At 68.5% G+C, this 20,982-nt stretch carries 14 protein-coding genes; 5 read left to right on the top strand and 9 right to left on the bottom strand.

Annotated features, from left to right (window positions below; genetic code table 11):
• Window positions 1-260: 260 nt before the first annotated feature.
• Window positions 261-668, top strand: a complete 408-nt coding sequence (locus CFB49_RS33705) for a VOC family protein (protein WP_176730238.1) — start codon at window positions 261-263, stop codon at window positions 666-668.
• 120 nt (window positions 669-788) lie between these two features.
• On the opposite strand, the gene CFB49_RS33700 is transcribed toward CFB49_RS33705, so the two are convergent.
• The 3 genes from CFB49_RS33700 to CFB49_RS33690 all read right to left on the bottom strand — a co-directional run bounded on the left by CFB49_RS33700 (window position 789) and on the right by CFB49_RS33690 (window position 10,257).
• Entirely contained in the window at window positions 789-9,392 is an 8,604-nt protein-coding gene (locus CFB49_RS33700; RefSeq protein ID WP_089493545.1) for an RHS repeat domain-containing protein, read from the bottom strand.
• Between the two features lie 114 nt (window positions 9,393-9,506).
• Window positions 9,507-9,830, bottom strand: a complete 324-nt coding sequence (locus CFB49_RS33695; RefSeq protein WP_069619977.1) for a hypothetical protein — start codon at window positions 9,828-9,830, stop codon at window positions 9,507-9,509.
• A 121-nt stretch (window positions 9,831-9,951) separates the two neighbouring features.
• On the bottom strand, window positions 9,952-10,257 hold the full coding sequence (locus CFB49_RS33690; RefSeq protein WP_141723462.1) for a DUF3395 domain-containing protein: 306 nt from the start codon (window positions 10,255-10,257) through the stop codon (window positions 9,952-9,954).
• Here CFB49_RS33690 and CFB49_RS36150 point away from each other — a divergent pair.
• On the top strand, window positions 10,256-10,630 hold the full coding sequence (locus CFB49_RS36150; RefSeq protein WP_124502920.1) for a hypothetical protein: 375 nt from the start codon (window positions 10,256-10,258) through the stop codon (window positions 10,628-10,630). The genes CFB49_RS33690 and CFB49_RS36150 overlap by 2 nt on opposite strands.
• A 182-nt stretch (window positions 10,631-10,812) precedes the next feature.
• Here the strand turns inward: CFB49_RS36150 and CFB49_RS33685 are convergent, their stop codons facing one another.
• A complete protein-coding gene (locus CFB49_RS33685) occupies window positions 10,813-11,199 on the bottom strand; it encodes a MerR family transcriptional regulator (RefSeq protein WP_089493544.1) in 387 nt (128 codons plus the stop codon).
• An 85-nt stretch (window positions 11,200-11,284) separates the two neighbouring features.
• On the opposite strand from CFB49_RS33685, the gene CFB49_RS33680 reads away from it, so the two are divergent.
• Complete coding sequence (locus CFB49_RS33680; protein ID WP_089493543.1) at window positions 11,285-12,193, top strand: alpha/beta fold hydrolase; 909 nt, start codon at window positions 11,285-11,287, stop codon at window positions 12,191-12,193.
• Between the two features lie 10 nt (window positions 12,194-12,203).
• On the opposite strand, the gene CFB49_RS33675 is transcribed toward CFB49_RS33680, so the two are convergent.
• Genes CFB49_RS33675 through CFB49_RS33665 form a run of 3 tightly spaced genes read right to left on the bottom strand, consistent with a single transcriptional unit; the run spans window position 12,204 to window position 14,874 of the window.
• Window positions 12,204-13,016, bottom strand: coding sequence for an ABC transporter ATP-binding protein (locus CFB49_RS33675; RefSeq protein ID WP_089493542.1), 813 nt, complete (start codon window positions 13,014-13,016; stop codon window positions 12,204-12,206).
• Window positions 13,013-13,870 (bottom strand): ABC transporter permease, encoded by an 858-nt coding sequence (locus CFB49_RS33670; RefSeq protein ID WP_179234998.1) that lies wholly within the window; start codon window positions 13,868-13,870, stop codon window positions 13,013-13,015. Before CFB49_RS33670 ends, CFB49_RS33675 begins: the two co-directional genes overlap by 4 nt.
• Before the next feature lie 11 nt (window positions 13,871-13,881).
• On the bottom strand, window positions 13,882-14,874 hold the full coding sequence (locus tag CFB49_RS33665; RefSeq protein ID WP_089437938.1) for an aliphatic sulfonate ABC transporter substrate-binding protein: 993 nt from the start codon (window positions 14,872-14,874) through the stop codon (window positions 13,882-13,884).
• Window positions 14,875-15,206: 332 nt separating this feature from the next.
• Between CFB49_RS33665 and CFB49_RS33660 the strand changes: the two genes are divergently transcribed.
• Window positions 15,207-16,634, top strand: coding sequence for an MFS transporter (locus tag CFB49_RS33660; protein ID WP_089493540.1), 1,428 nt, complete (start codon window positions 15,207-15,209; stop codon window positions 16,632-16,634).
• A gap of 130 nt (window positions 16,635-16,764) precedes the next feature.
• Here CFB49_RS33660 and CFB49_RS33655 read toward each other — a convergent pair whose 3' ends face one another.
• Entirely contained in the window at window positions 16,765-18,165 is a 1,401-nt protein-coding gene (locus CFB49_RS33655) for an LLM class flavin-dependent oxidoreductase (protein ID WP_089493539.1), read from the bottom strand.
• Window positions 18,162-19,433, bottom strand: coding sequence for an acyl-CoA dehydrogenase family protein (locus CFB49_RS33650; RefSeq protein ID WP_089493538.1), 1,272 nt, complete (start codon window positions 19,431-19,433; stop codon window positions 18,162-18,164). The genes CFB49_RS33655 and CFB49_RS33650 overlap by 4 nt, the downstream gene beginning before the upstream one ends.
• Window positions 19,434-19,725: 292 nt before the next feature.
• On the opposite strand from CFB49_RS33650, the gene CFB49_RS33645 reads away from it, so the two are divergent.
• Window positions 19,726-20,964 (top strand): SfnB family sulfur acquisition oxidoreductase, encoded by a 1,239-nt coding sequence (locus CFB49_RS33645; protein WP_089437935.1) that lies wholly within the window; start codon window positions 19,726-19,728, stop codon window positions 20,962-20,964.
• Window positions 20,965-20,982: the final 18 nt, after the last annotated feature.

Genomic DNA, 20,982 nt, shown 5'->3' with positions numbered 1-20,982 from the left:
CGTTTGCGAATCCCGGGCCTTCGTCGTTTGCTGTCGCCCGCCGATCGGGCATTTCCCGTCGACGATGCCGTCGCGAATGCGAGTCACCCCATCCGCCGCGATCGTCGCCCTCCCGCAACCGACGGCGCGGCAAGGGTTTCACGCGCCGCCGGCGGAACGTCCAATGCGAGTTGTGGAATGCGAGCCCGCGCCCGTATTCTGAAGTCCTCGGGCGGCATGGCATGGCGCCTTCGCCCATCACCGTATCAGAGAGTCCGACAATGACCGACACGACACACACGATGAAACTCAACCACCTGAGCTTTCCCTCTGCCGACACGCTGGCGACGGCCCGATTCTTCGAGCGATACCTCGGCTTCACGATCGCGGGAAGCTGGGACAAATCGTGGATCCTCAAACGCCCGGGCTTCGACGTCGTGATCGATCACGTCGGCGACGGCGCGCCCGCGTGGCCGGCCAACTTCCACGTCGGCTTCGAACTGCCGAGCCTCGATGCCGTGCATGCGCTGTTCGCGCGTTTCAAGGAAGAGGGCGTCGCGATGGAGACGGACGTCTTCAACAACGGGCGCGGCTCGCGTTTCTTTTGCCGTGCGCCGGGCGGCGTGATGTTCGAACTGAACACGCGCGCGGATGCCGCGCCGGAATATCAGGGCACCTTCGACGATTGACGTCGGAACAAGCGGATCGGGGAAATCCATCCCACGGGCAGAAGGTGAAGCCGCGTGTTGTGCCCCGATGCGCGACGGCCGCCATGCGGCCGCCGTCGCCTGTCGCGATGCGTCGCGCCGTCAGCGCGGCTGAAAGCGGATCCATGGCGTCGCATTGTTGGTCGGATAGACCACCCACCAGTGCGCGTACACGTCGACCTGCAACTCGTTGGCCAGCGCCTGCGCGAAACTGAAGCGGCCGGCCATCCCGGCGAAGCAGGTGACGAGCTTGATCGGCCTGCCCGACGCGGCGGGAAAGTTCGTATCGGCCGCGCCATAGCCCTGTGCGCGCAGGAACCGCGCCAGCGTGGACGCGGAGGTCGGCCGGTTGATCGGCACGCCGTTCGCGCCCGTCCACTCGACCATCGCGCTGCGCGAAATGCCGTGCGTCGCGACGACGTCGACGTCGAGGTTGCCGACCCGCGTGAGATTCTCCGCGAACTGCTGCCGCTGCAGATCGGTGGTGAATGCATCCCACGTGGCTTTCACGCTGGTCGTGACCGGATCGTTCGGCATCAGGATCCGCACCTTCCCGACCAGACCGTTCTGGCCGGGTTCGCTCGGCAAGCCGGGCGTGTTCGGCGGCGGATAGTTCGGGATTTCGCCGGCGTTCTCCAGGGGCGTCGGGTTCACGCCGAGCGACGCCTTGCCGGTGAAGAAGGTGAGGTGCGCGCCCGCCGCCATCAGCCCGGCGCCGCCGCCGGCCACCGCGCCGATCGCGATGTTCAGCGCGGTCGCCCGGCTGAAGAACGGCTGCCCGGTCATGCCTGCCGTCACGCCGGCCCCGGCCGCGCCGCCCGCCACGCCGCCCGCGATGCCGGAGACGAGCGACACCGACAGCGTGGTGGCCACCTTGCTCGCGCTCAAGCCGAGCGCCGCGCGCGCGGTCAGTGCGCCGGCGCCGCCGCCCGCGAGCGCGCCGGCCGCGCCGGCCGCCGCACCGGCCAGCGCATCGATGCCGAACTGTTTCCAGCTGATCTGGTCGCCGGTGGCCATGCTCATGAGGTCGCCGGCCATCGACCCGACCGCGCCGGCCACGACGCCCACCAGGATCGCCGCGCCGATGCCGGTGCCGAGCAGCAGCACGCCGGCCACGCCCACCGCCAGCGTGACCAGCGCGCCGACGATGATGCCCCACACGTTCATGCCGCTCGGATCGGTGAAGACGAGCGGGTTGTTGCCGACATAGACGTACGGCGACGGCGTTTCCAGCATCGGATCGACGCTGAGGTAACGGCCGTAGCCCGGGTGGTAGAAGCGCGCGTTGCAGTCGTAGAAACCGGAATCCGCGTCGTAGTTGTGGCCGGTGAACAGTCGCGGCCACGCGAACGGCGCGGCCACCAGCACGGTGGGCTGGCCATACACGTCGTACTGCCACGCACCGACGGTCTCGCCGCTCGCGTCGAGCAGCACGCGCACGCTGCCGAGATGGTCGAGCAGCGCGAAGCAGAAGCGTCCGTCGTGCCACGCCACCTGGACGTCGAGCGCGGCGATGAAGCGGGTCGGCGTGCTCGCGCCGTTTGCCGCGTCGATCACGAGTTCGCCGTCGGGCATCGACGTCTGGAACCGCTGCGTGGTCGCGCCGCCGCTCGTACGGGTAAGCGCCGCGCGATTGCCGTCCGCGTCGCGCAGGATCGACAGCGACGCACCGGGGCCGGCGTAGCTGACGGGCCGCCCGGTGCCGGCGTCATAGCCGATCTGCCAGCGCGTCGCGCCCGCGCCGTCGCTTGCGCCGACGATGCCGCCCGCATGGTCGTACGCGAACGTGGTGGTGTCCTGCGCGGCCGTATAGCCGGTCAGGCGGTTCGTGCCGGCTGCATACGTGTAGCCGGCCGAATCCGCGCCGCGCGTGTGCCGCTCGAAGTTGCCGTTCAGGTCGATCTCCCAGCGTTGCGCGTCGGCGCCGGAACCGAACGCGGTCAGCTGGCCGAGCGAATCCATCGTGGTGCAGGCCGGCCCGACCGACCCGCCGGGCACGTCCGACGTGACGGTCTGTCGTGCGATTTCGCCGTTGTAATAGCCGCCGCCCTCACAAGCGCCGGTGTCGTAGGCGAGCGCTTCCCTGAGCACGCCCCCGGCATCGCTGACGGTGGGCCAGCCGGGCGGCGTGTACGCGAAGCGTCGGGACAGCATCGACGCGCCTTTGCCGTCGGGCAGCAGGCGGGTGAGCGTCGGTTTGCCGTTGGGCGCGTACTCGTGCGCGATCAGCACCGTCGTCGTGCCGCCGGTATCGGCCGCGACCTCGAGCACGCGGCCGAGCGCGTCGTAACGGCGCAGGCTGACGAGCCCCGTGGTCGAATCCGTGCTCGACAGCAGGTTGCCGCCGGCCGACCACGTATTCGCGATGACGCAGTCGCCCGCCGGCATCCCGGCGAATTGCCGGCGCCGCGCGAGCACGCGCCCGGCCCGGTCGTACGCGACCGTCTCGGTCAAGCCGGCCTGCGCGGCGTCGCCCTGGTTGACCTCCACCTTCCAGAGCCGGCCGACGAGATGGTCGTCCTGGGTCGCATCCGACCCGTCGCCGTCGTAATGGCGGCGCACGCTCCAGGTGGGCGACGACGGCGGCCAGTCGGGGTCGTCGGCATGCTGCTGAAGCTGCGCGCGGTCCCACGCGACGGCACAGGTGCCTTCCTCGATCACGCGGCTCAGCGTGTCGTATTTCCGATAGGCGATGTAGCCGCCGTTCAATGCGTTGCCGTCGGCGAGGAAGCGCATCAGCCCGGCGCTGCTGTAGACGATCTGCGTCGTGCCGCTGTCGGGATCGGTCGAGCTGAGCCGATGCCCGGCGAAGTCGTAGTCGGCGGTGCTGCTGCCGGCCGGCACGGCTTTCGTGCCGGCGCCGCCTGCCGCGTACGACGCGGGCGGCACCGACGCGACGGTGCGGCCCTGCGCGTCGTAAATCTGGCTCATGCGCCAGTCGAGGCTGTCGTCGGTGAGCGCGTTCTGCACGACGCGGCCGATCAGGTGCTCGGCCGTGTCCGACCAGCTTTGCGTGACCGCGCCGTTGGGATCGACGTCCGTCGTCAGGTGATACTCGCCGATCGGCAACGGATAGGCGAAGCGTCCCGCGTCGGCGTTGACGCCGTAGCCGCGCGTCGCGTAATGCGTGCTGCCGGGCCGGATCGCATAGTCGTAGCCGGGCTGACCAAACGCCACCGGCCGGCCGAGCGGCGCGTTTTCGTAGACGGTGCGCGCGAACGGATAGCCGCCGGCGTCGGGATGCCAGGCGGCGAGCGCGCCCTCGAGCGGCGCGCCTTGCCAGAGGCTGCCGTCGGCGCCGCCGTTGGTCACCAGCCCGTCCTGGTAGACGAACAACGCCTGGGCGCCGGACACCGTGACGCGGCTCGTGAGCGCCCGGATCGCGGTGTTGCCGCGATCGTCGTACACGCCGGTGTCGAGCACCGCGCTATCGGCCGATTCGAGCTTCAGCGTCTGCAGGCTGCGCGCGAGGCCGTCCCGATACTCGACGCTCAGGCCGACGTCCTCGGCCACGGCCAGCGCCGAGAAGCTGCCGGGCTGCGTCATGCCGAGCTGGAGGCCGAACGGGGCGGCGACCGCGGCGTCCGCATATTCGAACACCTTGCGCCCGTCGGCGAAGAACAGCACGCGGCCCGTCACGGCCACCAGCAGCCATTCCCGGGCGGCCGGCGCGACGCTGTCGGATTGCAGCAGCACGGGGTTCGCGCCGTCGAGCCGCCACAGGCGCCAGCCCTGCGCCGGGCTGAAGCCGACGAACCAGGTACCGGTGCCGAGCACCGCGTCGCCGAGGCTGGCGCGGTCGACCAGCACGCGCGCGGCGATGCTCGTCGCCGCGAAACCGGTGCGTTCGAGCCGCGCGCCGAGCGGCCCGGCCGCTTCGCCGTGATAGCTGAGCAGCCCGCCGCCCGCGGTCCAGTCGGCCGCATTGCCCGACGCGGCCGTGTAGAACGCCAGCGCGCCGTTGCAGAAGCCGTCGTACACGCCGATCCCCTGGCCGTTGACGTTGATCGCCGCGTTCGGCGTGGCGCGCGGAAACGGCGCGGCGGGGCCGATCGTCGTGTCCTGCGCAGCGAACCACGTCATGCTGATCAGGCTCGGATTGTCCCAGGGGCCGACCGTCACGGACGGCTCGGCGAACGGGTTGTAGAGCGTGCGCGAGCGCACGCCGTTCGGCGCGGTGGTGCCGAGCGTGCGCAGCCGTGCGCCGTCGTAGGCGATCGACTGGAACTGGCAGTCGAGCGGCGTGAAGAACACGTCGTCGAGCCGCAGCCACGCCGCGCCGCCCGTCGGCAGTTCGGCCCGAATGCCGAGCGTGACGGTGGCGTTCGCGCCGAGGCCGAGCGACGACGGATCGACGGTCCATTGCTGCGGTTGCCACTGGCCGGCGGTGGGCGCGAGGCGCCGGCTCAACTGCGCGCCGCCCGGCGCGGTGAGCGTCAACGTCACGGTGAAGTCGCTCGCCGTCGCGCCGGTCGGGCTCTTGAACCACAGGCCGAACACCTGCCGCGCGCGACCGTCGGTCAGCGTCACGGCGCGGGTGAGCGTCGCCGACGCGGTGATCTGCAGGCAGGCGGTGCCGCTGGCCGCGTCGTCGCGATAGACGGCCGCGCCGGCCGGCAGGCTCCAGGTCGGCCGCTGGTAATCCTCGAAACTGTCGTATGCATTGCCGCCCGCCGAATTGACGAAGCCCGCGATACGAAAGCGCCCTGCATCGTCGAACAGCGAAGCCATCGGGCGGCCGGTGACGTCGTGAGAGAGCAGCACGTTGCCCTCGCCGTCGCGCGTATCGATACGCTCCTCCAGCAGCCAGCCCGCGCCGGGCTGACCGCCGTTCCATGCGGCGAACGGCGGCGCATTCTCGTCGACCGCGACCCAACTGTCGGCTTCCGCGAGATAGGTGGTGCCGTCGTCGTGATCCCAGCTGCGGAAGGTCTGCGCCTTCGCGGCCTGCAACAGCCAGTCGCCGTTCGCCTGCACCCGCGTCGATGCACTGGCCACCGGCGCGAGGATGTGCGCGCTCCACATCGCCGGGTAGACCTCGAAACCGAACAGCGACGTGCGCTGCGTGACGTTGAGCTCGCCCTGGCTGTCGTAATAGGCGGTTTGCACCGTAGCCGGATAGCCCGACGCCGCGTTGTACGCATAGGTCATGGTGCGCGCGACGCCCTGCAGGCTCTCGACCGACGTCGCGATCTGCGGCACGGCGTCGTAGAGATTGCGCAGCGTGGCGCCGTTCGCGTCGCTCGCGACCTGGTCGGTGTAGGTCCACTCGCTGGTCGTGGACGACAGCAGCGTGCCGTCGCGGTCGTACACCGAGGTCGACAGCAGCAGGCCGGCCGCCAGCGAATACGCGTCGTCGACCGGCGCGGCCGTACCGCGTACGCCGGCGCGGATGCGGCAATCGTCCGGCAACTGCAGCGTCCGCGCGGGCAGGCCGTTGTAGAAATGGCTCGTGGTCCAGCCGTAGCGCTGCGCCTGCGGCGTCGCGCACGCCTGGTATTCGGACACCTTAGAGAATTGCACGATGCTGCCCGACGGATCGGTGTTGGCCGACACGTCCGCGTACGCGTAGCAGCGCAGCATCGAGTCGTAGCCGCTGTCCATCGCGAGCGCGGTCACGACGAAGGCCGCCAGCGGCGCATGCAACGAGTGATTCGCATAGCGGTGCAGCGTGATGTGGGTCGACGCGTCGATCTCGTTGCCCGACGGGAAGGTCACGAACCCCGACGGAATCGCCGGCAGCTTGCCCGAAATGGCCGTCTCGTAATGCAGCGTGCTGTTGAGCAGGCGGAACATCTGTTGCCCGGGGAAACGCTCGACGACCGGCTCGCCTTGCGCGTCCCGCAGCAGCCCGCCGTTGCAGAAGAAGCGTACCTGCGTGTCGAGCGGCGCGCCGTCGGCGTCGAGCGTCATGAACGCGAGGAAGTCGGGCGCCTGGTTGATGACGGTCGTGCTGTCGAAGCGATCGACGGTGATCTCGCCCAGCCGGAAGCCGGCGAGCGGGTTCCACGCGGGCCAGACCGACCGGCCGTAGAGGTCGCGGTTCTGCGACAGGAAGGCGCCGGCCAGCGTGGGGAAGCCCTGCGTCTCGCGATCCGCGGGCGCCGGGTCCTCGTCCTGCAGCACCTGGGTGACCCAGGGCGTGTCGGCGTCGGGATCGAAACTGTCGAGCGCGGCGTAGAGCGCCGACGTCGTGTTCTCCGTCTTCAGCACGCCGAGCTGATCCCACGCGTACCAGTAGAACTGGCGGTTCGCGTCGCTGCCCGGCGGGTACTGGATGCCGGCGAAGTGGTAGGACCAGCTCACGCCGTCGAACACCAGCACGTTCGGGCCCGAGCCGATCAGGCTGTTGCCGGTGATCACCGGGCCGAGCGTCTGCATGAACGCCGGCGACAGGTTCGTGAAGCCCGGGCCGTCGAATACGTCGGGCAGCGGGCGCAATGCGAGGTTGCCGTAGTCGTCGTCCCACGCGGGCACCGCGAGGCGGTAGTCGAAGGCTTGCACCACGCCGCCCGACGATGCATAGCGGTCGATCCACGCGGCGGCCGCGAAGCCCTGGCCCATCGACAGCTGGAAATACGATGTGGCACCGACCGCCGGAATCGTGATCGCGTCGGTGTCCAGCGTGCTGCCGAGCCGCCACGCCAGCGTCGCCGCATCGCGGACCATCAGGCTGAAGCGGCCGCGCGCCGTGTCCTCGTCATAGCAGAACACCAGATAGTGGTTCGTGGCCGCCGCTACGTACGATTGCGTATTGACGCTGCCGGACGGGCAGCATGCGCCGCTCGCGAGCGCGAGCGCGACGTCCCAGCCGCGCGTCTGCCAGTTCAGCGCGTAGCGGTCGATGCGGCGATCGTCGTCGTCGACCACGACGAAGAAGTCGGCGCCGTTGGCGATCCGCAGCCGGGTGCTGTCGTAGCGATACGGCGTGGGCGAGCCGGGCTCGCCCGCGAAATGCCAGTCCGCGTTCGCGACCGGCCGGCGCGACGCGAGATAGAGCGTCGATTGCGTATCGTCGAGGTTCGCCAGCAGCAGCATGAAGCTGTCGGCGCTGGTCGTGGCCACCGTCCGATCGAGATCGAGCGCGCCGTCGAAACGCTGCCAGTCCGTCCAGGCCGGAATCCAGCGGCCCAGCCACGTGTAGACGTTCACCAGCAACGCGTTCTCGCTGGCCTCGTACCAGGCGACGACCACGTAGTCGCCGCCGTACCAGATGCGCGGCGCGCCCGGCCGGCTGGCGCCGAACGGATTGTCGACGGTGAGGTTGCGCGAGCCCGGATCGACGTTCTCGTCCGCGCCCACGTCGATCTCGGCGTACGTGTAGCGCAGCACGCCACCGGTGGGCAGCGTCATCGACGTCATCGCGCCCGGGTTCGCCGTGCCGCCGGCATCGAAGTTGTAGTCGAATGCGATGCCGGGGCGGGCCGCGCCGCCGCTGAAGGTATCGGTCACGCCCTTCAGATAGCGTTTGTAGCAGGCGCCGGTGGCGAGCGGATTGGCGGCGTCGCGCGGCGCGAGCAGGGTCAGGTCGTACCAGTCGAAATCGAGGCGGGTCTGCTGCGCGCCCGAGCCGTCGATCACGTCGACGTGGTCGAGATAGCGCGTCTCGTAACGGTCTTGCCACGCGTTCGGCGTGTCGCCCGGCACGCGAGTCGGGTCGCCGTGCGCGGCCAGGTATTCCTTCGGCGCATCGAGCGAGCGGGTGTCGTAGGTCATCGGCTGCCACGCGAACCGGCACGACCAGCCGAGATCGTTTTCCATGCTCGCGATCTGGCATTCGCGCGTGTAGGTCAACGTGCCGTCGCCGACCGCCTGCTCGATCGTGCTGTACGAAAATTCGATCCAGTGCCCGAGCGTGTTGCGCAGCTGCGCGAGATTCCACGCGAGCGCGTAGCGCTGCTGGTTTTCCGCGCGGCGGCTCGGGCCGACCCAGTTGCCCCAGCGGATGCCCCACTGGATCAGGCTGCGCGCGGCGGCGGCCGCATCCGAGCCGCCGTAGGTGGCGACCGTGCCGTCCGGGCGGACGACTTCCCAGCTGTCCCAGGCCGGGTAGTGCGTGATCTGCCAGAACTGGTAGGGCGCCGTTTCATAGGACTCGCCGTCGGTGGTCACGGCGATCGTGCCGTCCGGTTGCCGGCGCAACAGGTGCGAGCGGCGCAGCGGCGCATCGTCGACGCGCCACTCGTCGGGGCGGCCGGTGGACGCGATACGCGCGTCGCCGGACGGTCGCCAGCCGTGTCGTTCCAGCGCGGACGCGAGCGGCGCCGGCACGCGATCGCTCGAGAACAGCGCCGCATTCGCGGCGTCGTCGAAGGCGTCAGCGGGCAGCGTGCCGCGGCTCCACGCCGTCGGGATCGGCACGAGCTGCATCGCCTGGCCCTGGCTCATCAGGTAATACTGGACGTCGAGCGGGCTGCCCGTCCCCTGCGTTTCCGCGACGATGCGTTCGAGGGGCATGCTCCAGCCGACGCCGAGCGCGCCGCTCGGGTTCGTGAGGTTCCATTGCGAGACCTGGTCCGCGACGTTGCTCTGGTACAGCAGGGTCAGGTCGAACGCCAGCCCGCCACGCGCGGGCAGCGTCAGCAGCTTGAGCGGGAAGGCGAGATTGCCGCGGAACAGGTTCACGGCGGAACCGAAGCTGCCGGCGTCGAACTGGAGCACGCCCAGGGCGGGGATGTCGGCTTGCTGGCTGGCGCTGGTGGACATGGCGACTCCTCGAGAAAACGGTCCTCGACCCGAACCGCGGGCGGAGGACCATGAAAGGCACGACTGCAAACCAGACAATGGAACGACGCCGCGCATCGCGGCGGCGAACGTCGCTTATTGCGCCCAGGCAATGACCGACGCGGTCAACGAGCAGCTGCTCGGGTTGAGCTCGTTGCTGCTGTTGTCGATCAGCTGGAGCGAGCCCGTGATGGTCACCGTCGGCGAATTGTTCTGCGTCTGTACCTGCACGCTCGCGCCTACCGTGCGCAGGTGGTGGTCGGTGTTGCCGAACGAGGCCGAGTAGCTGGCCACCGACGCGCCGGCCGCAATCACGTTGGTCGGGAAACTGTAGGTGGTCTGGGCCGTGATGACGCCCGAGTCGGACGGCGTGGCGGTGCTCACGGGAATCGAGATGTTCTGCACGTAGACGGACGGCATGAAAGACTCCTGTCGATCGGTAGGGTGGGGAAACACGCTGCGCGCCGGATGACGCGCATGGGCCGTACGGCGACTGCAAGCTGCCGCGACGCGGCGACCCGTCCCGCGCGCGGAATACGGTTCAGGGCAGGGTCACGCCGTGAGAATCGTTCTCGCCGGTCACGCCCGACTGCGATTCGCTGTTGCGGGTCCAGAAGATGTACAGGTACTTGCGCTCGCCCGGCGCCGGATCGCCCCATTGATTGCTGGCCGTGAATACGCGCTGGCCGTTCTTGTAGGCCGCCGCCACCTGGGTGGTGACATCGATGGTCGAGTTGTAGACCCCGTAACCGGCATTTTCGATCGTCGTGGTACTCATTTTCATTCCTTCATCAATATGTGAAATATCGACGCGCATGATTAAAAAAATCCCGAATTGGTAATGCATGGCCGGTGAAATTCGGGATTCACCGGATTTTGAAAATGGATATTCCGCGAACTTGCCGTCTCGCATTGAAACCCGACGCATGCGCGATGCGATGCGGGTGGACGACGCACGTGACGGCGCCGCCCCGGTTCTATCGAAAAACCGGCGGCGGACCTGCGTGGTCGGATGGCTGAATGGCGGGAATCAACCGCCAGGCGGCGGTTTGCTGGTAGCGGACATGGATGTGGCCCCCGTTCGGATCACGCCTGTTTTACTTCTTCGTCTTGCATTTCGCCGACACGCATTCTTTTTGCATGCCGATGCAAATGCAACTCTCAGTCCTGTTGTTTTTTCGCGCTGCGATTTCGTATTGCGTCGAGTGCAATGGGAGTAAATACCACGCGATTCGGCATGTCAAGGATGCGCTTATAAAAAGCGTTTGTAATCGACCGTCATTGAATCGGCGCGTTTTTCGTGGCGGCGCGGCGGCCGCGCATCCTGGCGCGATTTCGATATGGAGCAGGGGCCGGAAGGGCAGCGAGGGGCCCGATCCGGGCCGGCGAACCCGCGCCTCGATCAATCGAGCGGCGGCACCGCGCCATCTCGCAACATCTTGACGAGCCGCGCGCGCCGCTTCTCCAGATCGGCGATCTGGCGGTCGATCGCTTCGAGCCGTTCGCGCTGGACCTCGGTGATCTGGTCGCACGCACGCGCGCCGTCGATCAGCAGCATGCAGTCCGGAAAGCCGCGAATGTCGTCGAGCGTGAAGCCGGTCGCGATCATGCGCTGAATCTGCTTGACCTGCGTCACCGCGTTGTCGGCGAACAGCCGATAGCCGTTGGCCGCGCGCGCCGACGCGAGCAGGCCGTGCTCGTCGTAGTGCCGGATCGAGCGCACGCTCGCGCCGGTGAGCTGCGCGAGTTTGCCGATGGTCAGCAGGGGGTGAGCAGGCGATTTTTTCATGGACGGCAGGTTAGCACGATCCGCTTGACTCTCACATCAGTGTGAGGGTTGAGACTGGGCGTCCGTTCACCCTGGAGGAAAAATCGTGACTACCCGAGTGCTGATCCGCTGGCTGATCGCCGTGATCTGGTGGGCGACGCCGTTCGCGTTGGCGTATGACGCGGCCGCCGCACCGCTCAGCTATACCGTGACGTCGACGGATGGCGTGAAGCTGGCCGTGCAGGAAAGCGGCGACCCCGACGGCGTGCCGGTCATCCTGATCCACGGCCTGCTCGGTAGCCGCCTGAACTGGGACGCGCAGGTCCGCAGCCCCGACCTGCGCGGGTTCCGGATCATCACGTACGACCTGCGCGGCCACGGACTGTCGGACAAGCCGTCCGGCGCACAGCCGTACCGCGACGGAACCCGCTGGGGCGACGATCTCGCCGCGGTCATCGAGGGCGCGCATGCGCGCAAACCCGTCGTGGTCGGCTGGTCGCTCGGCGGCGTCGTGATCTCGAACTACCTCGCGAAGTACGGCGACCGCGCGATCGCAGGCGCGGTGTACGTCGACGGCGTGGTCGAGCTTGCGCCGGGCCAGATCGTCGATCATCCGGACGTGTACCGGGACATGAATGCGCCGGACCTGAAAACGCATCTCGACGGCGAGCGTACGTTCGTCGGCCTGTGCTTCAACCGTCGGCCGGAGGCCGCCACGTTCGAGCGCTTGCTCGCGAACGCCGCGATGGCGTCGTGGGACATGCAAAAGGCGATCCCGATGATGTCGGTATTTGCCGCCGAGGGCCTCGGCAATGCGCGCGTGCCGCTGCTCTTTCTCTACGGCGGCCGCGACGCGCTGGTCGATACGCACGCGACGCTGGCTCGCGCGGCCGCGCTGAATCCGCGCATTGCCAGCAAGGTGTACGCGGCGTCCGGGCACGCGCCGTTCCTGGAGGAAGCCGAGCGGTTCAATCGCGATCTGGCCGCGTTCGTGCGGTCGGTGTCTGCGCAGTGAAGTGGCGAGGTCAGCCCGGCGTGACCGCGATGCCGGCCGTGTCGCCCGCCGCGCGATCGTGAAAGCGCTGGAACGCATCGAGCAGCCGCGCGCGCTGCGCGGCCAGCGCCGGATCGCGCCGATCGCGCGGCCGGGCGACGTCGACGTGGATGTCGTCGTCGATGCGACCCGGGTTCGGCGCGAGCATCAGCACGCGATCGCCGAGATACAGCGCCTCGTCGAGATCGTGCGTGACGACGATCGCGGCCGTCCGGTGCCGGTGGACGACGTCGAGCAGCAGCGTCTGCAAGCGCATCCGCGTGATCGCGTCGACCGCGCTGAACGGTTCGTCGAGCAGCAGCAGATCCGGCTCGCCGAACAGCCCGCGCGCGATCGCGGCGCGCTGCGCCATCCCGCCCGACAACGTGGCCGGCAGTTGCCGTGCGACGCCGGCCAGGCCGACCTCGTCGAGCAAGCGCGCGACGCTCGGGTCGCGTCCGCCCCGCGCGCCAGACGCGAAGCCGACGTTGTCCGCGATCGACAGCCACGGCAGCAGCCGCGGCTCCTGAAAGATCACGCCGACGCGCGCGGACGGCCTGGCGAGCGCGCTGCCGTCGAGCGTCACGCTGCCGCGGAAGTCCGCGTCGAGGCCGGCGACAATCCGTAGCAGCGTGCTCTTGCCGCAACCGCTCGGGCCGACCACGCAGACGATCTCGCCGCGTGCGACCTGCAATGCGATGTCGGTGAGGATCGTGCGATCACCGTAAAGTTTGCGGGCGATCCGCAGGTCGAGCAGCGGCGTCGCGCTGCCGGCGGCCGGGCGGACGGAAGGAGAGGCGCTCATTTCCCACCCTCGCGCGACGCGCCGTCGAACGCATCGCGCCAGCCGAGCCAGCGCGACTCGATACGGCGCATCGCGCCGTCGGTCAGCTTGCCGAGCAGCGCGAGCAGCAGGATCGCGCCGAACACGAGATCGGGCCGCCCGGTTTCGCGGCCGTCGCTCAGCAGGAAGCCGAGGCCGCGCGTGGCCGCGATCAGCTCCGCGGCGACCATGAACATCCACGCGAGACTGAGGCCGGTGCGCAGGCCGGTGACGATCTGCGGCAGCGCGGCCGGCAGCAGGATCCGGCGGAATAGCGCGAGCGGGCCGAGCCGGTACACCGCGCCGAGTTCGACGAGCTTGCGGTCGACATCGCGAATGCCGGTGACCACCGCGAGGTGAACCGGAAAGAACGCGCCGATCGCGATCAGCGTGATCTTCGGTGCTTCGTCGATGCCGAGCCACAGCAGCAGCACCGGCACCCACGCAAGCGACGGAATCGCGCGCAACGCCTGGAACGTCGGTTCGAACAGCGCGTCGATTCGCCGGCTCAGGCCCATCGCCGCGCCGACGACGAGCGCGAGCCCGGCGCCGGCCGCGAACCCGGCCGCGACGCGCAGCGTGCTCGCGCCGACATGGCGCGCGACCCGCGTGACGCCCATCCGCGCCAGCGTATCGAGAATCTCGCTCGGCGCCGGCACGAGATGATCGGGCAGCCAGCCGCGCCGCACCGCGACCTCCAGCAGCACGAGCGCGGCGAACGGCAGCGCGAGCCCCGCGATGCGCCAGGCGCGCAGCGGGTCGCGTCGCGCCGCGCGGGGTGGCGCAGCAGGTTGACGCGATGCGAGCGCGTCGCCGCGCGCGGTGGTGTCCGTCATCGGCGGCACGCTCAGTGCGATGCGGCGACGATCGGACGCGCGAACGACGGATCGAGCAGCGTATCGACGATCTTCGCGGGATCGACGCCCGGCTTGGTCAGTTGCTCGGCCGTCAGCACCGGCGCGGCAGCCTTCAGCGCCGCGCGCTGCGTGTCGCCCGGCACCGGGTCGCTGAAGTCGTTGCGCTGAAGCTGCAGCTTCGCGACCGGCAGCGACACCTTCGATTCGTCGGCGACGATCTGCGCGGTCTCGGCCGGATGCGCGACGATCCACTGGCGCGCGCGGTCATACACTTTCAGCACGCGCTCGACCGCCTGCGGATACTGGCTCGCGAACGCGTCGCGCACGTTCAGGAACCCGTACGTATTGAACGTGACGTTGCGGTACAGCAGGCGCGCGCCGTCGTCGAGCTGGGCAGCCGCCATGTGCGGATCGAGCCCGGCCCATGCATCGACCTGACCGTTCGCGAGCGCGGTGCGGCCGTCCGGATGCTGCAGGTTGACGATCTCGACGTCGTCGCGCGTCAGGCCGACCGTGTGCAGCGCGCGCAGCGTGAACAGGAACGGATCGGTGCCGCGCGTCGCGGCGATCTTCTTGCCTTTGAGGTCGGCGAGCGAACGGATCGGCGAATCCTTGCGCACCACGAGCGCCGTCCATTCGGGGCGCGAGAACACGTAGACGGTATGGATCGGGTTGCCGTTCGCACGTGCGAGCACCGACGCGAGTCCCGCGGCCGAGCCGAAATCGACCGCGCCGCTGTTCAGGTATTCGAGCGCGCGATTGCTGCCGAGGCTCAGCACCCAGCGAATCGCCGTCCCGTCGGCCTTGAAGGCGTCGTCGAGCCAGCCGAAGTGGCGGATCACGAGACTCTCGGGCGAGTAGTACGCATAGTCGACGCGGATTTCGGCGGGCGTCGCCGCGTGCGCTTGCATCGACGCGAGGCCGACCAGCGCGGCAACGACGACGGCCGCGGATTGCCACACGCGGGACCAGAACGGCTTCATCGGGGATTCTCCGGAAGAGCGGCAACGCGCCGCGAACAGGCAGGTGACCGGCTAATGTAACGAACCGCCGGCAATCCGTTAACGAAGGAATTCGCGATTGCACATGCGTGCCGCTGCTAAGCGCCGCCCGCGCAACTTTATGACGCACGCCGATTAATTTATCGGTTTATATCGCTTGGGATTGGCGGATCGAGGGAACAGAATTTCCGCTGCCGGAACCCGGCGGCAGCGGGCCGCATTCGCTCGGCGCCGCGATGGTTGCGCAGGCATCAGCCCGGTTCCCGGCTTCACGACGACCTTGCCGCGTGTTCGGCACCAAATTAAGGAATCCGATGAGTTCGATCGATCTGAGCCCGGTCACACCGGTTTCTTCTCCCATCCGCTCGGCCAGCGACGTCGCGCGCCTGATCAATACGGTGGACAGTTCGGTGAGCCACGCACGGATGATCGTGCTGCTGGCGCTCGGCGGCGTGTTTCTCGACGCGTACGACCTGACGACGCTGTCCTACGGCATCGACGACGTGGCGCGCGAATTCGGTCTGACGCCCGCGCTGACCGGGCTGGTCGGGTCGGCGATCATGATCGGTACGATCTTCGGCAGCCTGATCGGCGGCTGGCTGACCGACCGGATCGGCCGCTATCAGGTGTTCATGGCCGACATGCTGTTCTTCGTGGTCGCGGCGATCGCGGCCGGGCTCGCGCCGAACGTCTGGGTGCTGATCGCCGCCCGCTTCGTGATGGGGCTCGGCGTCGGCATCGACCTGCCCGTCGCGATGGCGTTTCTCGCGGAATTCTCTAAGTTCAACGGCCGTGGCAACAAGGCGTCGCGGCTCGCCGCGTGGTGCCCGATGTGGTATGTCGCGTCGTCGGTGTGCTTCCTGCTGATCTTCGGCCTGTATTTCTTGCTGCCGGCCGAGCATGCGGGCTGGCTGTGGCGCGCGTCGCTGATTTTCGGCGCGGTGCCGGCGCTCGTCATCATCCTGTTCCGCAACCGCTTCATGAACGAATCGCCGCTGTGGGCCGCGAATCAGGGCGACCTGGCCAGCGCCGCGCGCATCCTGCTCAAGTCGTACGGCATTCACGCGCACGAGGCGGAGGACGCGCAACGCGAGCCGAGCCCGCCGCCCGTGCGGATTCGCGTGCTGTTCCAGCGTCCGTATCTGGGGCGCACGATCGTCGCCAGCGTGATGAACCTGTGCATCCCGTTCGAATACACGGCGATCGCATTCTTCCTGCCGTCGATCCTGTCGCAATTTCTCGGCGCGGGCGTGTTCGAGACGATCGCGGCATCGCTCGCGTTGAACGTGCTGTTCGCGTTCACCGGCGGCTTGCTCGGCATGCGTCTCGCGTATCGGTACGCGTCACGGCATGTCGCGATCGCGGGGTTCGCGCTGCAAACGGTCGCGCTCGTCGCGCTGGCGCTCGCAGGGCATCCGCATGGTGCACTTGCGGTCGGCGTCGTGCTGCTGATGCTCGGCACGTGGCTGTTCGCCGAAGGTTTCGGGCCGGGTGCGCAGATGATGATCTATCCGACGCTGTCGTATCCGGCCGCGATCCGCGGCACCGGCGTCGGCTTCGGGCGATCGCTGTGCGGCATCGGCCAGGCGCTCGCGCTGTTCGTGCTGCCGATCCTGCAGGCCCGCCTCGGCACCGACATGTTCTGGGTCGTCGCGGTCAGCGCGGTCACGCCGATCGTGTTTCTGCTGATCGTGCGGTATGAACCGACGGCGCACGACGTCGACGACGAAAGCGCCGCGTAAGCCTTGACCCGGGGGCGCTCGCCGCTCCCCGAAAACACGAACGGCTTCGTCAGACTGCACGAAGCCGTTCCTACGGAATACTGAAGCCGGTCACGCGTAGGCGGACAGACCGGCTTCGACATAGTGCGCGTTACGCGCTGACCGCTTCCCGCTCGGCCGCGCGCTTGACCTGTTCGATATCGCGAAACTGCGCGGCCGGATGTTCGTCCGGCAACCGGGCCGACCCGCCGAACAGTTTTTCGCGCAGCGTGCCCGGCGCATACGCGGTCGGATACACGCCGCGGCGCTGCAACTCCGGCACGAGATAGCGCACGACGTCCTCGAAGGTTTCATGCGCGACTGCATACGCGAGATTGAAGCCGTCCACGTCGGTCGCGGCTACCCATTCCTGCAGGATGTCCGCGACGGTCGCCGCCGACCCGACGAACACCGGGCCCATCCCGCCGATGCCGCCCCACGCCGCCAGCGCCTCGATCGTCCACGCGGTGTCGCCGCCCGACAGGTGCTCGACGGCGGACACGATCGCATTCGTTTCGACGCGCCTGACGGGATCGGTCGGCGCGTACTGGCCGAAGTCGATGCCGGTCCAGCCGGACATGAACACCAGCGAGCCGTCGTACGACACGTAGCGCCGATACTCGTCGAACTTGGCCTGCGCCTTCTCGTCGGTCTCGTCGACGATCACCGTGACGAGGTTGTAGATCAGCACCTTCGCCGGATCGCGCCCGGCGGCCGCGGCCCGCGCACGCACGTCGGCGACGTAGCGCGCGAGCTGGTCGCGCGTCGGCGCGGCGACGAACACGCATTCGGCGTGCTGCGCGGCGAACGCCTTGCCGGGGCCCGACGCGCCGGCCTGGAACAGCACCGGCGTGCGCTGCGGCGACGGCTCGCACAGGTGATAGCCGGGCACGTCGAAGAAGCGGCCCTTGTGGCCGATCTCGTGCACTTTCTCGGGATGCGTGAACACGCGGCCGTCGCGATCGCGCACCACCGCGCCATCTTCCCAACTGCCCTCGAACAGCTTGTACAGCACCTCGACGTATTCGGCCGCGACCGCATAGCGGTCGTCGTGCGTGCGCAGCCCGTGATCGCCGACGTTCTTCGCGCCGCTCTCCAGGTACGACGTGACGATGTTCCACGCGAGCCGCCCCTTCGTATGATGATCGGCGGTCGACAGCCGGCGCGCGAACGTGTACGGGTGTTCGAACGTCGTCGACGCGGTGATGCCGATGCCGAGATGCTTGGTCGCCATCGCGATCGGCGCGGCCAGTTGCAGCGGATCGTTGACCGGGATCTGCGCGGCCTGGTGCAGCGCGTGATAGTTGCTGCCCTTGTACACGTCGTAGTAGCCGATCACGTCCGCGATGAAGATTGCATCGAAGATCCCGCGCTCCAGCACGCGCGCGAGGTCGGTCCAGTAATCGAGATCCTTGTACTGCCACGAGCGGTCGCGCGGATGCGCCCACAGGCCCGGCGACTGATGGCCCACGCAGTTCATCTCGAATGCGTTGAAGCGGATGGTCTTGCTCATTGCGCGGCCCCCGTTTCCGCGCCGGCCTGCGCATGGGCGCCCGCACCGTTGCCGACACGCCAGACGAACGGCGGCGTGCGGCCGTTGATGATCCAGTCGCCGACGATGCGCGCCTTGTACACGAGCGGGTTGTGCGACGACACCGTGCGCGCGTTGCGCCAGTGGCGATCGAGCGCGGTCGTGCTGCGGGTCGCGGATGCGCCGAGCGCGTCGAACAGGCGCGTCGCCGCGCGCAGCACGAGTTCGGACACGACGAGCTGGCTTTGCGCGGATTCGATTTCGGCCGCGACGTTCGCGGCCTGCTCGGCCGCTTCGTCGCCGCCGAAGCGCGCTTCATAGGCTTGCTGAAGCGGTTGCGCGGCGCGCAGCGCGAGCGCGTCGGCCGCGTACGCCCATGACGCGATTTCGCCGATCACCTGCTGCAGCTGCGCGTCGTCGCCGGCACGCTGCGCGTTGCCGTGGCTGTACACGCGCGTGCGGTTGCGCACGAGCTCGCCCGCGTCGCGCACGATCGCGTGGCCGATGCCGGCCAGCGTCGCGACGTGGAACAACTGGTAGAACGCGGTCTGGTACTTGAAGCGGCGCGCGAAATCGATCACGTTGTCCGCGTCGACCGCCGCATTCTCGAAACGCGTCGTGCCGCTGCCGGTGGTGGTCTGGCCGAAGCCGTCCCAGTCGTCGTCGCGGATCACGCCGGGCTGCGCGGTCGCGACCGCGACGATCACGTCGCTGCCGTCGTGCGCGCGCTGCGCGAACACGTCGATCCAGTCGGCGAACAGGCTGCCGGTGCTGTAGAACTTCCTGCCGTTCAGCACGAGCCGGCCGTTCTGCTCCGATACCTTCGTGACGGTCTGGCCGAGCGGTACGTCGCCGGCCTCCGACCACGCATTGCCGACGAGCTGGCCGCTCGCGAAGCGGTCGAACCAGGCCGTGCGCTGCGGCCCGGCTGGCGCGTTCAGCCAGTCCTCGACGAACGCGAAATGCCCGCGCAACGCCTGCGGCAAATTGGAATCGGCGGCGGCGAGCTCGGTCAGCAGCCGGAACAACTGCGGCAGCGATGCGCCCGCGCCGCCGGCGCTGGCCGGCAGGCGGATCGCGCCGAAGCCTGCGGACTTCAGCCAGCCGATCGCCTCGTGCGGCAATTCGCGGTTGCGTTCGCGCTCGGCGGTGCCGGCGGCGATACGCTCGAAGATCGGCCGGAACCGGCTCGCGAGCGTGTCGTAATCGGTACCGGTGGAAAGGTCGGAAGCTGCGTGCGACGAAGTCATGCGGATTTCCTCGAAGGGCGTGGCCGTGTGCGCCGGGAGCCCAGTATAGGAAGCGCGACGCGGGCGTTCCAATAACGGATTCTCGGATCGTTATCGTCGCTGCGTATTACCGACGCCGCGCGGGCACGCATCGACGTTCTCGCGTCCATTGCGACGTCGAAGCGCCGATTCGCGTGCATCCATTGCGACGTCGTTTGTTCTCCCAAGGAATATCGTTTCGAGAATCGCTCGGTTTTCCGGCCCGCGCGGCGCTGCTAGATTGAATGCTTTCGCCATTCGACAGGAGAACCCGATGTCAGACACGAGCGCGACGATTCAGGAGCGGCCGGCCGATGCGCAACCCCAGCTGGCCCGCGTGATTGCGGACGATGCGGAAGCGATCGCGGTCGCGCATGCACTGGCGCAACGCCTCGCGCAAGGGGCCGCCGAGCGCGATCGCGAGCGCCGGCTGCCGCGCGAGGAAATCGAATGGTTCTCGCAGTCGGGGCTGTGGGCGATCACGGTGCCGAAGGCATACGGCGGCGCGGGCGTGTCGCACGTGACGCTCACCGAGGTGATCAAGATCGTCGCCGCGGCCGATGCGTCGCTCGGGCAGCTTCCGCAGAATCATTTCGGGTTGATCGACGTGATCACGCTCGTCGGCACCGACGCGCAGAAGCGTCATTTCTTCGCCGAAGTGCTGAGCGGCAAGCGGTTCGGCAACGGATTCTCGGAGAAGGGCACGAAGCACGTGCTCGACCTGAAGACGCGCGTGCGCCGCGACGGCGACGACTATGTGGTCGACGGCACGAAGTTCTATTCGACCGGTGCGTTGTTCGCGCACTACGTGCCGGTGCTCGGCCTCGACGACGCGCAGCAGGCCTGGCTCGCGTACATACCGCAACCGACGCCGGGGCTGACCGTGATCGACGACTGGTCGGGATTCGGGCAGCGCACGACCGCGAGCGGTACGGTCGTGCTCGATGCGGTGCGCATCCCCGCGTCGCACGTGCTGCCCGCGCAGCGCGTGTCGGACGTGCCGACGCTCAACGGCCCGCTGTCGCAGATCATCCAGGCGGCGATCGACGCGGGCATCGCGAAGGCGGCGATCGACGATACGCTCGCATTCGTGCGGACCCGCACGCGGCCGTGGGTCGACAGCGGCGTCGAGCGGGCGGTGGACGATCCGCTGACGATTCGCGAAATCGGCCGGCTGCACATCCAGCTGCATGCGGCCGACGCGTTGCTGGAACGCGCGGCGCGCACGCTCGACGAGATCGCGGCAAAGGGCGACGTGACGGAAGACGATGTCGCGCGGGCGTCCGTCGCGGTCGGCGAGGCGAAGGTGCTGACGACCGAGGTCGCGCTGCTCGCGGGCGAGAAGCTGTTCGAGCTGGCCGGCACGCAGTCGACGCTCGCCGAGCACAACCTCGACCGGCATTGGCGCAACGCGCGCACGCATACGCTGCACGATCCGGTGCGCTGGAAATATCACCTCGTCGGCAACTACTATCTGAACGGCGCACGCCCGGCGCGGCATGCGTGGAATTGAGCCGCCCGCGGCACACGG

The sequence above is a fragment of the Burkholderia sp. AU17457 genome (assembly GCF_002223255.1).
GTDB lineage: Bacteria > Pseudomonadota > Gammaproteobacteria > Burkholderiales > Burkholderiaceae > Burkholderia > Burkholderia sola.
Note: the sequence above shows the minus strand (reverse complement) of the source record. Positions and strands in the feature narration are given on the sequence as shown.

What these genes read in the sequence shown, in the direction of transcription:
- CFB49_RS33670 (WP_179234998.1), bottom strand. Translation starts at nt 13,870, where the DNA reads ATGACGGACACCACCGCGCGCGGCGACGCGCTCGCATCGCGTCAACCT.
- CFB49_RS33660 (WP_089493540.1), top strand. Translation starts at nt 15,207, where the DNA reads ATGAGTTCGATCGATCTGAGCCCGGTCACACCGGTTTCTTCTCCCATC.
- CFB49_RS33665 (WP_089437938.1), bottom strand. Translation starts at nt 14,874, where the DNA reads ATGAAGCCGTTCTGGTCCCGCGTGTGGCAATCCGCGGCCGTCGTCGTT.
- CFB49_RS36150 (WP_124502920.1), top strand. Translation starts at nt 10,256, where the DNA reads ATGGCCGGTGAAATTCGGGATTCACCGGATTTTGAAAATGGATATTCC.
- CFB49_RS33655 (WP_089493539.1), bottom strand. Translation starts at nt 18,165, where the DNA reads ATGAGCAAGACCATCCGCTTCAACGCATTCGAGATGAACTGCGTGGGC.
- CFB49_RS33705 (WP_176730238.1), top strand. Translation starts at nt 261, where the DNA reads ATGACCGACACGACACACACGATGAAACTCAACCACCTGAGCTTTCCC.
- CFB49_RS33690 (WP_141723462.1), bottom strand. Translation starts at nt 10,257, where the DNA reads ATGCATTACCAATTCGGGATTTTTTTAATCATGCGCGTCGATATTTCA.
- CFB49_RS33685 (WP_089493544.1), bottom strand. Translation starts at nt 11,199, where the DNA reads ATGAAAAAATCGCCTGCTCACCCCCTGCTGACCATCGGCAAACTCGCG.
- CFB49_RS33645 (WP_089437935.1), top strand. Translation starts at nt 19,726, where the DNA reads ATGTCAGACACGAGCGCGACGATTCAGGAGCGGCCGGCCGATGCGCAA.
- CFB49_RS33695 (WP_069619977.1), bottom strand. Translation starts at nt 9,830, where the DNA reads ATGCCGTCCGTCTACGTGCAGAACATCTCGATTCCCGTGAGCACCGCC.
- CFB49_RS33650 (WP_089493538.1), bottom strand. Translation starts at nt 19,433, where the DNA reads ATGACTTCGTCGCACGCAGCTTCCGACCTTTCCACCGGTACCGATTAC.
- CFB49_RS33675 (WP_089493542.1), bottom strand. Translation starts at nt 13,016, where the DNA reads ATGAGCGCCTCTCCTTCCGTCCGCCCGGCCGCCGGCAGCGCGACGCCG.
- CFB49_RS33700 (WP_089493545.1), bottom strand. Translation starts at nt 9,392, where the DNA reads ATGTCCACCAGCGCCAGCCAGCAAGCCGACATCCCCGCCCTGGGCGTG.